Consider the following 10,981-nt stretch of genomic DNA (forward strand, 5'->3'; position numbering starts at 1 on the left):
CGCCTATTCATCTTCGACCGGCTCGGGACTTCCCGGCGCGGCCAGATTCGAAACCATTCGCACCCCGTCGATCACGATCGGGCTCGCGACGCCTTTGCGCCCTCCGGCCATTGCGGCGAGGCCTCTGGCGACGACCTGCGGATCGGCGAACACTTCGTCGAGTTCGTTGATCGGTCCGGCTGGCACGCCAACCTCTTCAAGCGCGTCGAACAGCGCTTGTCGGTTCCACTGGGCCGTGCGCCCCTCGACCGTTGTGACCAGTTCCGCCCGGTTCGAGAGACGGGCAGGATTTGTGGCGAAGCGTGGGTCTTCATGCAGTGAACACCGCAAAACGCGGCACAAGCTGGCGAACTGGCCGTCGTTGCCGGCCGCAATCACCAAGGGTCCGTCAAGCGTGGGGAAGGCTTGATAGGGTGCCAGATTGGCATGACCGTTGCCGAACCGGCGCGGGACTTTGCCCGAAGTCATCCAGTTCATCGCCTGATTGGCCATGACCGCCACCTGGGTATCGAGCAGCGCCATGTCGATATGGGCGCCGCTGCCGGTGCGGTCCCGGCGGTTGAGCGCGGCGAGAATCGCCACAGTGCTGTACATGCCCGTGAACAGGTCGGCCACCGCGATGCCCGCCTTCTGCGGCTCGCGATCGGGTTCGCCGGTCATCGACATCATGCCGCCCATGGCCTGGGCGATGAAATCGTAGCCCGCGCGGTGGGCATAAGGCCCGGTCTGCCCGAACCCGGTGATCGAGCAAGTAATCAGGCGCGGGTTCAGTTCGGACAGCGCGGCATGGTCAAGCCCGTATTTCGCCAGCCCGCCGACCTTGTAGTTTTCGATCACGATGTCGGCCCCGTTCGCCAGCTCGCGGATGATGGCCTGGCCTTCCGCGCTGGCGATGTCGATCGCGAAGGAGCGCTTGCCGCGATTGGTCGAATGGAAATAGGCCGCGCCCAGACTCGTACCGTCTTCTGCGGTCACGAACGGCGGCCCCCAATGCCGCGTGTCGTCGCCCGCACCGGGCCGCTCGATCTTGATCACTTCGGCGCCCAGGTCCGCCAGCAATTGCCCGCACCAAGGTCCGGCCAGAATGCGGGCGAGCTCAAGCACCCGTACCCCATCGAGCGGTTTGGACGGATCGCCGGTTACTGCGGCCCGCCAGGCCGGTTTCGCCATGGTCAGACTCCGCCCTGCGCGGCGATGCGTTCGCGCCAGCGGCGAAGCCCGTCGCCTGCACCTTTTGCAAAGGTGAAGCTGTCGATGCCGTTGGCGATGAAGCGGGCGCCGCCATCGAGGAACTGCTGGACGAGCCGCTCGTCGCGCGAAAGGATCCCGGCCGGTTTGCCGGTTGCCACGATACGCGCCAGCGCCTCGCCGGTCAGCTTGAACAGGGCATCGAAGCTGCTTGCGCCCAGCAAACCTTCGGTCGCGGCCAGGTCCGCAGGTCCAAGAAACAGCGCGTCGATCCCATCCACCGCAGCGATCGCCTCAATGTTGTCGACGGCAGTCGCGGTCTCGATCTGGGCGATGATGCAAACCTGCGCATTGGCCTCTGCGACATAGGCAGGATAGCCACCCCAGCGTGAGGCGCGGGCACCGCCGAGGCCGCGTTCCCCAGCTGGCGGATAGCGCGATGCGGTCACGATCGCTTTGGCTTGTTCGGCGGTTTCGACCATCGGAACCATCAGGGTCTGCGCACCAAGATCCAGAACCTGTTTGATCGTCACCGAATCATGGCCGGGAACCCGTACAATCGCAGAACAAGGTGGAGTGGCTTCCACCGCACGCAGCTGCGCGACGATGCCGGGCAAGGTCTGCGGGCCGTGTTCACCGTCGATCAACAGCCAGTCATAACCCTGGCCCGCACAGATTTCGGCAATGTCTGGATGGGCCAGCGCCAGCCAGAAACCAAGCTGGACCGGACCTTCGCGCAAGGCCGCCTTGAAGCTGTTGACGGGTGTTTGCATTGTCGCCCTCTATACGAACCGGAACCCGATTGAACCAAACTCGCCGAAATCGGCGTTGAAGACATCGCCCGGCGCCGCTTCGACCGGACGCGTGAACGATCCGCCGAGCACGACTTCTCCGGCTTCGAGCGCTTGCCCCCAGGGCGCGAGCCGCCGTACCAGCCAGGCGACGCCGTTGGCGGGATGGTTGAGCACCCCTGCCGCAAGGCCGGTTTCCTCGATCACCCCGTTGCGGCTGAGCAGGGCGCCGATGCGGCGCAGGTCGAGCCCGTCGGGTTTCGCCGGCAGACCGCCGACGATGATTCCGGCATTGGCGGCATTGTCGCTGATCGTGTCCAGGACCTTGCGCGCGGCCCCGGTTTCGGCATCCTTGGGATGCACCCGTGTGTCGATGATTTCGATTGCCGGAACCACATAGTCGGTGGCGCTCAGGACATCGAAAATCGTCGTCTGTGCTCCTTCCAGGCGGCGCCCGAGCACAAAGGCCAGCTCGACCTCGACCTTGGGCGTGATGAACCGCGCGGCTGGAACGTCGCTGCCCTGTTCGAACACCATGTCATCCAGCAAGGTGCCGTAATCGGGTTCGGTGATCCCGGCTGCCTGTTGCATCGCGCGCGAGGTCAGGCCGATCTTGTGGCCACAAACGGTGCGCCCTCGCGCCAATTTGAGATCGACCCAGGCCTGGTTGATGCGGTAGGCATCCTCGATCCGCATGGCGGGATAGCGCGCCGAGAACGGCCGGACCCGTTCGCGGGTCTGCTCGGCGCCGTCGAGTTCAAGCGCCAGCTCGTTGACCAGTATGTCGCTGAATGCCTCCACTGCCATCTTGCAATCTCCCGTGGCATATCGTTTGGGAAAACTCATTGCACAATGTCAAACGATATCTTAGGCTCCGGTAAAAATGACCGTGAACTCCGGCAAAGAGTCTCGCGGATATTTCGTCAAGATCGCATGGGAGAATGTCATGGCTGCTGAAGGGGTTATCAGGGAAGAAAAGATCACGGGCCGGGGCTTGACCTCGCACACCCTCTTGGCGGGCGATCCGTCCAAGCCGGCAATTCTGCTGCTTCACGGTGCGGGTCCGGGCGCACATGCCGCATCCAACTGGTATCACCTGATGCCGGACCTCGCCGAAAACTTCTTCGTGATCGCGCCCGACCTGATCGGTTTCGGCCAGTCAGTGATTCCCGATCCGTGGCCTGACAGCGTGATGGGCTGGATCGGCACCCGGGTCGACCAGTGCTTTGGCCTGCTTGAGGCGCTCGGTGTGAAGAAGGCCCACGTTGTCGGTAATTCGATGGGCGGCGCGCTGACCCTGCAGATGATGAGCGAGGAGCCCGACGCGATCGACAAGGTGGTGCTGATGGGTTCGATCGGAGCCCCCGGCCCGCGCACCCCGGAACTGATCCGCCTGCTCTCGTTCTATTCCGATCCACGATATGCCCGCTATCGCCAGGTGATGCACAGCTTCGCCTACGATGCCGAGAAGTTCGAAGGCATGGAGGAAATCGTCGAGAACCGTTACAAGATCGCCACCGATCCGGGAATCATGAAGACCGCGGTCAAGATGATCGATTCGATGAAGAACGGCATTGAGACGCTCAACATGCCGCCCGAACTGCTGGGCAAAATGCCGCACGAAGTGCTGATCTTCCATGGCCGCCAGGACCGGGTGGTGCCGCTCGACACCAGCCTCTACCTGATCCAGCATCTCAAGCATGCCGAACTGTACGTTCTCGACCGTTCGGGCCACTGGTCGCAGCTGGAACGGTGGGATGTCATGCGTCCGATGATGGAAATCCATTTCGGCGCCCGCAGGTTCTAGGCGGTTGACCACGTTGCATGTCTGGTCAGCATTTTCACCAAGGTCCGCGATTGGGTACTTCGGCACGGTCGGACCAAGGCCCGGCCGTGCCGCCAGTGGGTGATGGAGCTTCAGTTCAGGTGGAGCAGCACGCGGCGGCGTTATGGGACTATTCCTTACACATTTATGCCAAGCCGGGTGTGGCAGCTTCCTGCCTTGCCTTGCAGGACCAGCATGGTTGTGACGTCAACACGGTGTTGCTTTGCCTTTGGTTGGCAGGGGCGCGTAGCGCCATTCTCGCTGTTTCGGACATCGAGGCCGCGCAGCACTCGGCAGCAACTGCGAATGAACGCTTCGTGCAACCGGTCCGTGCGGTGCGGCGCTGGATGAAGCAGTGGTGCCAAGGTACGCCTGAGTCGGAAATTAACGCCGCGGCTTATGCGGCGCTGAAGACGGCAGAGTTGCATGGTGAACGTCTGGTCCAGTCCCAAATGCTCGCTGGGCTGGACCTGGACCAGTTGACCCGTGCCGAGTCGTCCGAAGCTGCAGTCCAGGCAAGCTTTGCCAACTATTGTACCTTGGCGAGCACATCTGGCGGAGTGGCAGAGGAACTGGGTGAGCTTGTTGCCAGGGCCTGGCATTGAGCCAGTCCTGCCTGTCGGGCTAATTGCATTTGAGGAACGGGATATGGATCGGTGCCTGGATGGATCAGTTGTCGCGATCACTGGTGCCGGGCGCGGAATAGGTCGCCAACTGGCGTTGTATTGCGCCGCGCAGGGGGCGGCAATTATCGTCAACGATCTTGGCGTGGCGCAGGCGGGCAACGGCGGCGACACCGCATTCGCTCAGAACACCGCCAACGACATCATCGCTGCCGGGGGCAAAGCGGCGGCCAACTTCGGTAATGTTGCAGATCCGGCGGAGGCGCAGAGCATTATCGAGGATGCGGTACGGAAATTTGGCCGAATCGATGCGGTCGTGAACAATGCAGGCATCCTGCGAGACAGCATCTGGCACAAGATGAGTCACGCGGACTGGACCAGCGTTATCGCGGTGAATCTTACTGGTGTCTTCAACGTTTCCAAGGCCGCCACGCCCTATTTTCGTGAACAGAAGGCGGGCAGTTTCGATCATTTCACTTCGACGAGCGGTCTGATCGGCAACATCGGGCAGGCGAACTATTCGGCGGCAAAGTTGCCGTCGTCGCGCTTTCGCAGTCTATCGCGCTCGACATGGCGCGGGTTGGCGTCCGCTCGAATTGCATCGCGCCTTTTGCGTGGAGCCGCATGACCTCGTCAATTCCCGCGACAACTCCTGCCGAACACGAACGTGTCCAACGGTTGCAATCCATGTCGGCAGACAAGATCGCGCCGTTGGTTGCCTATCTGGCATCCGACCTGTCTAAGGACGTGACGAACCAGATTTTCGCGGTTCGCAAGAATGAAATCGCCCTGTTTTGCAAGCCCCGGCCGATCCGGTCGATGACCAAGGTCGAAGGCTGGACGCCGGAGGCAATTGCCCACGAGCTTGTACCTTCGTTTCGCAGCAGCTTCGCGCGCGCCGATGAAGTCTCGGCGCATGTCTTTCCTTATGATGCAATCTGACAGGTAACCGATGAGCAATGCCGGCATAGATGCAGAAGTCTTGATACAGCTTGAACGCTTCGTGCGCGACCGGCTCAGTCCTGTCGAGTGCAAAATTATTGAAACCGACCTCATCCCCGAAAGCGTCCTCGAGCGATGCGCGACCTGGGTCTGTTTGGATTGACCATACCGGAAGAGCATGGCGGCGCCGGCATGAACATCAGCCAGTATATCCTCACCAGGCACACGCTAAGTTATGCGATGCCGGCATTCCGCTCGTTCATTTCGATCAATGTCGGCATGTTCGCATCAGCCTTCAAGAATGGTGGAACAGAAGCGCAGAAGTCTGCATGGCTGCCGCGCATGAAATCGCCGCTTTCGGCCTGACCGAACCCGGTTCGGGATCAGATGCGGCGGGTCTGCAGACGACTGCGGTGCCAACCGGAGATGGCTGACTTCTCAATGGCACCAAGCCTGCGTGCTCACCAAAGCAACCAGCTATCCGCATACTCCGTTGGCACCCTAGCAATTTCAGCCTTACAAACCCTGTTGACCTTTTCCGCCCAGCTTGATTTGACCTCAAAGTGCCTTGTTTTTGGCGGGTTCGGCCTTTGTGGGGGGAAGCTTCTGCGCCACGATGTGATCGTAGATCTGCTTGATCTCCGCGTCCGACAATTCGGTCGGTCGGAACGGCGGCATTTCGATCAGGCCCTGGCGAACGACCGAATGTAGGTAATCGTAATCTAAGTCCTTGCGACCGATGAGCGAAGGCACCGGAGCACCTTTTTCGGCCAGCAGCATGGTGCCACCGTGGCCCGGGCCGGGGTTGTGGCAACCTGCGCAGTAACGCTCATAATTCTCCGCACCGTCCACCACTGATTCGCCTTGTGCGGACGAACAGGCAGCAAGTGCAGCGAAAAGCGAAAGGGCGAGGAACTTATTCATTTTACCTCCGCAGGCATGGCGACGCATCGGCTCAGACCGAGGCAAAGATCGAGTTGGGATCAAGCGCCTGCTTGACCCGCGCATGCAGGGCCGAGCGGCCACCCTTTTCATAGGTCTTGGCAACCGCCGCCCCCAGCCCGGGGTCGGTCATGATCTGGCCGAAGCCGGCCTCGGCCTGCGCGGCGATCAGGGCTTCGGCGCAAGTCTTGGCCCGTACCGCATCCTCGCCCTTCCCGGCGGCATGGGGCAGCACCTGGCGATGGTTGGCCGAACGCCAGATCGCGGTGGTTTCGCCAACGAAGTCGAAGCCGTTTTTGGCACAGATATCGCGCGACAGTTCATAGAGCTTGACGGCTTCCTCGCCATCCACAGGGCTGACCGGGTTGACCGTAAGCGCCAAGTCGCCGCTCCAGCCTGCTGTCCTGGCCGGGGGATCGGCCACCACACCGGTCATCGTGCCCATCCGCCAGGCCCACAGCTTGGGATCGATGCCCTTGCCATCGGTAATCACCCTTGCGCCGCTGATCGACGAGAACGCGCCCTTGACCATGTCCCACAGGATCGCGACGTTGCCGGGCAGGCCATAGAGCGAGCCGTAAAGGTTCCAGTAGCCTAGTCCGAGCACCTCACCAGCGGCCTTGACCGCGCTTGCCGCCATCGGCCCCTGGCCCTCAAAATCGGCGCGGCGCTTGCCGAGCAGGGCCGCTTCGTGGAGCGCATTGCCCACCGCGACGCCATTGGCCACCACCATGTTGAGCTTGAGCGGCCCGAGCACGTCCAGCAACGCGCCCAGATCGTCCTCCTTGGGGACCGAGACCATGAAGGTCTGGTGCGCCGGGGGCTGCGGCATCATCCACATGCCGACCTTGGTCACCACCCCGAAATCGGACTGGGTGAACAGACCATCGACCCAAGGGCCATAGCCGAACTTGAACAGCTGCCAGCAGGTGCTCTTGGGCATGGCGCCCATGCCGGTGCGCACCATCTTGCCATCAGCCAGCATGACCTCGAGCCCGCACTGCATCAGGAAGTGATCGGAATAGGGAGTGTAGCCGGGGCGGCGGTTGATGAAACTGGCGGCCACGCTTTCATCGGGATTGCCGGGAAAGTCGACCCACAGCTTGCTTCCTTTTTCCTTGACGTGGGCATCGAGCTGGCGGAAGGTCACGCCCGGTTCGACCAGGCAGGTGGCCAGTTCGTCATTGACCTCGAGGACCTTGTTCATCTTCTGCAGGTCAAGCACGATCACCTTGTCCTGTACGGCTTTTTCAAGTCCGTAGGCGCCGTTGCAGACCGTCTGGACCACGCCGCCGCTGCTGCGCGCGGCTTCCAGCACCCTGGCGAGCTGGGCTTCATCGGCCGGAAGCACCACGCCTGCCGGTGCCATCCCCGGGACAGCATAGCGGGCCAGGGTCTGCGGGCTGGTATCGACGGCGGCCTTGCCCAGTGCCTGGGCGAGGGTGCCGAGCATGGCCGTCTGGCGGGCTTGATCGATCATGGCGCTGGGAGCCTTATTGCTGGAGAATCTTGGGATAACGCTGGAGATCGCCGGCATCGACGGCGAAATCGGCCGAGCGCACAGCCGGGTCGATCGCGCGGGCCGGTTCGCTGTCGCGCCAGGAAAAGTTGCAGGTCGGGCAGCGCAGGATCGTCCACACGACCGCGCCGTCCTGCCTGCCCTGAAAATCGGTGACAGCGCCGCTCGATTTGCAGCGCCCGCAGACGGTGGTGGTCATGACAGGGCTCCCAACTGCATTTCGCGGATCCGCTTGCTCAGGGCGTCGATCTCGTCCCCGGTCGGCGGGGTGACAAGGTGCGCTTCACCCACCGGATCGGGCGGGAGATAGCTGGTCGCGTCAATAATCAGGCGGTGGCCCTTGCCCGGGACCACGGCCGAAGGATCGATCGGCACGGCCGGCATGTTGGGCAGCACGATGATATCGTCGGCGCGGGTGCGGGTCGAAAGCGCCCACATCACCTGGTTGAGATCGAACGGATCGACATCGGCATCGACCATTATCAGGTTCTTGAGGTACATCACGCCGTGCGGCGTGCTCAGCGCACGCAGCGCGACCGTCTTGGCAAAGCCGGCCATGCGGTTCTTGACCGAGATGATCCCGGTCAGTCCGTGCTGGTAAAGCGCGTTGACCGCGGTGACTTCGGGGAAGCTCTGGCGCAGCTGGGCATAGATCGGGGCGGAGGTGTGCAGGCCGATCAGGGTATCGTGCTCGGTCCATCCGCGCCCGATGTAGATGTTCTCGAAGATCGGATCGCGCCGGTGCGACACCGCCGTGACCTTGAAGATCGGCGCCTTGCGCACTCCGCTGTAAGAACCGGGGAATTCGCCGAACGGCCCTTCCAGCTCGCGCTCGCCCAGTTGCAGTTCGGCCTCGATCACGATTTCGCTGTCGGCCAGGATGTCGATCCCGTTACCCGATTTGGTCAGTCGGATCGGTGCGCCCATCATTGCCGAGGCATAAGAATATTCCGATTCCTCGTAACCGATCGGGGTCGCGGCGAAGACCGCCAGCCCGGGATGGTTGCCCAGCATCACCGCGATCTTCAGCGGAACCTTCTCGCGCTCGGCGGCAAGGATCTGGCGGCCCATGTCATGCGCCGGGATCGTCATCAGGGTGAAGCTGTCCGGTCCCTGGATCTGCAAGCGATAGATCCCGACATTCTGCTTGCCGAAATTGTCGGGATCAAGCGGATCGCGCGAGGCAACCGAAGCCTTGCCGATGTAGAACCCGCCATCGTATTCGTTGATCCGGTAGACGGGCAGGATATCATAGAGGTTGATGTCTTGCTCGAGTCGGCATTCGTGCACCGGGGCCTGTGCGGAGGGCACATAACTGATCTGCGCTTCCTGATCGCCCCAGCGACCGGCGATCTCGAAGAACAGCTCGCGGATGGTCGTGCCCTTGGGCCGGCCCAGCAGCAGGGCGATGTTGTCCCACGAACCATGGACGCCCACCGCCAGGCGCTTGCCGGGATAGCCGGTGATGTTGTCGAACACGATCGCCGGCGCGCCGTTGGCATCGCGCGAGGCGGCAACGGCAATGTTGCGCACGCCGGGTTCCGGCATCACCGGATCGCTCCAGGTGATGGCCTGGCCCGAATCCTCGAGCAGTTCGAGGAAATCGCGCAGCGAGGAGATCGAGCGGGCGCGGTTGGGAAGATCGTTCATTGCCGTTGCATCCCGCCTGTCAGTGTCCGCCCGCGCCAGCAGTCGCCGACTGAATCGTGACCCATTTCCATTCGGTCATGATTTCGAGATCGGCTTCGGTGCCTTCGCGCCCGAACCCAGAGGCCTTGGTCCCGCCGAACGGAACGTGGGGTTCATCGTGCAGGGTCGGCGCGTTGATGTGGACCATCCCCGATTCGGCCCGCTGGGCAAAGGCCAGCGCCTTGTCGAGATCGCGGGTGAAGATCGAGGCGCTGAGGCCGTATTCGGTGCTGTTGGCGAGTTCGAGCGCCTCCTCGAGCGTGTCGAACGGATAGAGCGAGGTCACCGGTCCGAAGGTTTCCTCCTCGAACACGGTCATTTCCGCGGTAACGCCGCTCAGGATGGTGGCCGCGCAGCTGTTTCCGCTCCACTCGCCGCCGGCTAGCACCGCGGCGCCCTTGGACCGGGCATCGTCGATATGGCGGCGGACCCGGTCGCGCTGGCGTTCGGAAATGATCGGCCCCAGCATGGTGGTCGGCTCGCGCAGGTCGCCGCTCTTCGCCCGGCTGGTCGCGGCGGCGAAGGCCTTGGCGAACTGGTCGAAGATCGGCCGTTCGACATAGATACGCGAGGCCCCCATGCAGACCTGGCCTTGGTACATGAAGATGCTGAACAGCGCGGCGTTGACCGCCTTGTCCAGATCGGCATCGGCGCAGATCACCAGCGGGCTCTTGCCGCCCAGCTCCAGCGTGTACTTCTTGAGGTTGCGCGCCGCGATTTCGGCAATGTGCTTGCCGACGCGCGAGGAGCCGGTGAAGGTGATCGAGGCGACCTTGGGGTGGCCGGTCAGCACATCGCCGATTTCCGCGCCATTGCCATAGACCACATTGAACAGGCCGTCGGGAACGCCGGCCTCCTTCCACAATTTAGCGAGCAGATCGGCGATCATTGGCGCGGCTTCAGAGGGCAGCAGCACGAAGGCGTTGCCTGTGGCCAGGGCCATGGCCGATTGCTTGATCCCCTTGATCAGCGGTACGTTGAACGGGGTGATCCCGGCAACGACGCCCACCGGTTGGCGCAGGCTCATGCTGAACCGGCCCGGCGTGTCCGATGGGATGGTTTCGCCCCGGACCCGGCGCGGAACGCCGATCGCCGCGCGCAGGAAACTGATTGCAAAGCGGGTTTCGAATCCGGCTTTGGCTATGGGCGAACCGATTTCGTCGACCAGCACGTCGGCGAACTTGGGTGTATCGCGCTCCATGATTTCGGCGGCTTTCGCGATCCACCCTTCTCGCACCGCGGCGGGCAGGTCGCGATGCTGCAGATAGGCCTGATGCGCGTTCTCCACGGCGCGGTTCACGTCCTCAGCGGTGCCGGCGGGCACCCGGGAATAGACCGAATCATCGACCGGGTTGAGATCGTCGAAATAGGCCCCGCCTGTTGCAGCCACGGCGGTGCCGCCAATCCAGTGCTCAAGTTGCGTCATGGTCTTTCAATCCTTGAAGTCTTTGTTCAGCCGGCC

Annotated in this window: 11 protein-coding genes and 1 pseudogene; 4 read left to right on the plus strand and 8 right to left on the minus strand. The window is 62.6% G+C overall.

Annotation, left to right across the window (positions count from 1 at the left end; genetic code table 11):
* Positions 1–3: 3 nt before the first annotated feature.
* From OLX02_RS16050 to hpaH, 3 genes are read right to left on the minus strand one after another with little or no spacing between them, the layout of a single operon-like run.
* Positions 4–1,170 (minus strand): CaiB/BaiF CoA transferase family protein, encoded by a 1,167-nt coding sequence (locus tag OLX02_RS16050; RefSeq protein WP_011906637.1) that lies wholly within the window; start codon positions 1,168–1,170, stop codon positions 4–6.
* A 2-nt stretch (positions 1,171–1,172) separates the two neighbouring features.
* The gene (locus OLX02_RS16055; RefSeq protein WP_010891051.1) at positions 1,173–1,961 is read right to left on the minus strand and encodes an HpcH/HpaI aldolase family protein; all 789 of its coding nucleotides are present in this window, start codon (positions 1,959–1,961) and stop codon (positions 1,173–1,175) included.
* A 9-nt stretch (positions 1,962–1,970) separates the two neighbouring features.
* Entirely contained in the window at positions 1,971–2,786 is an 816-nt protein-coding gene (hpaH, locus tag OLX02_RS16060) for a 2-oxo-hept-4-ene-1,7-dioate hydratase (RefSeq protein ID WP_010891050.1), read from the minus strand.
* A gap of 187 nt (positions 2,787–2,973) precedes the next feature.
* On the opposite strand from hpaH, the gene OLX02_RS16065 reads away from it, so the two are divergent.
* The 4 genes and pseudogenes from OLX02_RS16065 (at position 2,974) to OLX02_RS20215 (ending at position 5,735) form a co-directional block, all read left to right on the plus strand.
* Positions 2,974–3,786 carry an alpha/beta fold hydrolase gene (locus tag OLX02_RS16065; RefSeq protein ID WP_264424510.1) on the plus strand — a complete coding sequence of 271 codons (813 nt, stop codon included), beginning with the start codon at positions 2,974–2,976 and terminating at the stop codon, positions 3,784–3,786.
* A 119-nt stretch (positions 3,787–3,905) separates the two neighbouring features.
* Positions 3,906–4,409 (plus strand): TIGR02444 family protein, encoded by a 504-nt coding sequence (locus tag OLX02_RS16070; protein WP_011906638.1) that lies wholly within the window; start codon positions 3,906–3,908, stop codon positions 4,407–4,409.
* Between the two features lie 43 nt (positions 4,410–4,452).
* Positions 4,453–5,369 (plus strand): annotated as a pseudogene (locus OLX02_RS16075) (SDR family NAD(P)-dependent oxidoreductase).
* 135 nt (positions 5,370–5,504) lie between these two features.
* Positions 5,505–5,735 carry an acyl-CoA dehydrogenase family protein gene (locus OLX02_RS20215; RefSeq protein WP_010891044.1) on the plus strand — a complete coding sequence of 77 codons (231 nt, stop codon included), beginning with the start codon at positions 5,505–5,507 and terminating at the stop codon, positions 5,733–5,735.
* Between the two features lie 192 nt (positions 5,736–5,927).
* Here OLX02_RS20215 and OLX02_RS16085 read toward each other — a convergent pair whose 3' ends face one another.
* Genes OLX02_RS16085 through OLX02_RS16105 form a run of 5 tightly spaced genes read right to left on the minus strand, consistent with a single transcriptional unit; the run spans position 5,928 to position 10,945 of the window.
* Positions 5,928–6,293: a c-type cytochrome gene (locus tag OLX02_RS16085; protein WP_010891043.1), complete on the minus strand. Its 366-nt coding sequence runs from the start codon at positions 6,291–6,293 to the stop codon at positions 5,928–5,930.
* Between the two features lie 31 nt (positions 6,294–6,324).
* On the minus strand, positions 6,325–7,791 hold the full coding sequence (locus tag OLX02_RS16090) for an FAD-binding oxidoreductase (protein ID WP_264424513.1): 1,467 nt from the start codon (positions 7,789–7,791) through the stop codon (positions 6,325–6,327).
* A gap of 13 nt (positions 7,792–7,804) precedes the next feature.
* Positions 7,805–8,029, minus strand: a complete 225-nt coding sequence (locus OLX02_RS16095; RefSeq protein WP_264424515.1) for a non-oxidative hydroxyarylic acid decarboxylases subunit D — start codon at positions 8,027–8,029, stop codon at positions 7,805–7,807.
* A complete protein-coding gene (locus OLX02_RS16100; protein WP_264424517.1) occupies positions 8,026–9,480 on the minus strand; it encodes a non-oxidative hydroxyarylic acid decarboxylases subunit C in 1,455 nt (484 codons plus the stop codon). Before OLX02_RS16100 ends, OLX02_RS16095 begins: the two co-directional genes overlap by 4 nt.
* 19 nt (positions 9,481–9,499) lie before the next feature.
* Positions 9,500–10,945, minus strand: coding sequence for an aldehyde dehydrogenase family protein (locus tag OLX02_RS16105; protein ID WP_264424519.1), 1,446 nt, complete (start codon positions 10,943–10,945; stop codon positions 9,500–9,502).
* Positions 10,946–10,981: the final 36 nt, after the last annotated feature.

Source organism: Novosphingobium sp. KCTC 2891, assembly GCF_025938155.1.
Classification (GTDB): domain Bacteria; phylum Pseudomonadota; class Alphaproteobacteria; order Sphingomonadales; family Sphingomonadaceae; genus Novosphingobium.

Coding starts and splice junctions, on each gene's coding strand:
- OLX02_RS16055 (WP_010891051.1), bottom strand. CDS start 1,961: ATGCAAACACCCGTCAACAGCTTCAAGGCGGCCTTGCGCGAAGGTCCG.
- OLX02_RS16050 (WP_011906637.1), bottom strand. CDS start 1,170: ATGGCGAAACCGGCCTGGCGGGCCGCAGTAACCGGCGATCCGTCCAAA.
- OLX02_RS16085 (WP_010891043.1), bottom strand. CDS start 6,293: ATGAATAAGTTCCTCGCCCTTTCGCTTTTCGCTGCACTTGCTGCCTGT.
- OLX02_RS16100 (WP_264424517.1), bottom strand. CDS start 9,480: ATGAACGATCTTCCCAACCGCGCCCGCTCGATCTCCTCGCTGCGCGAT.
- OLX02_RS16090 (WP_264424513.1), bottom strand. CDS start 7,791: ATGATCGATCAAGCCCGCCAGACGGCCATGCTCGGCACCCTCGCCCAG.
- hpaH (WP_010891050.1), bottom strand. CDS start 2,786: ATGGCAGTGGAGGCATTCAGCGACATACTGGTCAACGAGCTGGCGCTT.
- OLX02_RS16105 (WP_264424519.1), bottom strand. CDS start 10,945: ATGACGCAACTTGAGCACTGGATTGGCGGCACCGCCGTGGCTGCAACA.
- OLX02_RS20215 (WP_010891044.1), top strand. CDS start 5,505: ATGCGCGACCTGGGTCTGTTTGGATTGACCATACCGGAAGAGCATGGC.
- OLX02_RS16095 (WP_264424515.1), bottom strand. CDS start 8,029: ATGACCACCACCGTCTGCGGGCGCTGCAAATCGAGCGGCGCTGTCACC.